Raw genomic sequence first — 607 nt, forward strand, 5'->3', positions numbered from 1 at the left:
GACTGCACCCTGGTGGCCGGGGACTTCGACTATCTGTTGAAGGTTCGCGTCCGCGACATGAGCGACTTCAACAAGCTGCATGGAGAAAAGCTGATCGCGCTCCCAGGCGTCAGGCAGACGCGAACCTTCTTCGTCATGAAGGTCGTCAAGGAGAACGCGCGCCTGGCGTTCTGATACCGGCTGGGCCGATCATGATCATGATACCGAGCGTCGCGTCGGCGCGATGGTCAAGAGCGCAGCACCCCGCGACGTCGTCCCGGTCGTCGCGGGGCTCGGGCTCAGGGGACGATCTCCAGACGAACGATCTTGTCGCCCTCGACCTCGAACACGTATCGGAGGTCGATCGGGCTGCCGGGAAAGTTGCCGGTCACGCGGCTCGTGACGACGGTCAGGCCGTCCTTGCTGTCGGAGCGGATCGGCTCGCTCGTGTAGTCGTACTTCGCGGAGCTCGCGTCCTTCCAGCGTCGGATCTCGGCGATCCCGACGTAGGTGTACCCCTCGTCCTTGACGACCGCGTCCGGGGCGAAGCAGCCGGCCGCGGCCGCACCGTCACGCCTGTCGGTAGCGAAGTAGGTGGCGATGGCGATCGGCAGGTCGCCAGAGGCCT

General features: G+C 65.2%; 2 protein-coding genes. One reads left to right on the plus strand and one right to left on the minus strand.

Annotated features, from left to right (window positions below):
• A partial coding sequence (locus ABTU92_RS30400) for an Lrp/AsnC ligand binding domain-containing protein (RefSeq protein WP_408095252.1) occupies positions 1-174 on the plus strand: 174 nt, incomplete at its 5' end.
• Between the two features lie 104 nt (positions 175-278).
• Here ABTU92_RS30400 and ABTU92_RS30405 read toward each other — a convergent pair.
• The coding region (locus ABTU92_RS30405) for a nuclear transport factor 2 family protein (protein WP_408095251.1) at positions 279-607 on the minus strand (329 nt) is incomplete at its 5' end.

The sequence above is a fragment of the Rhodoplanes sp. SY1 genome (assembly GCF_046000175.1).
In the GTDB taxonomy this organism is placed as follows: Bacteria; Pseudomonadota; Alphaproteobacteria; order Rhizobiales; family Xanthobacteraceae; genus Rhodoplanes.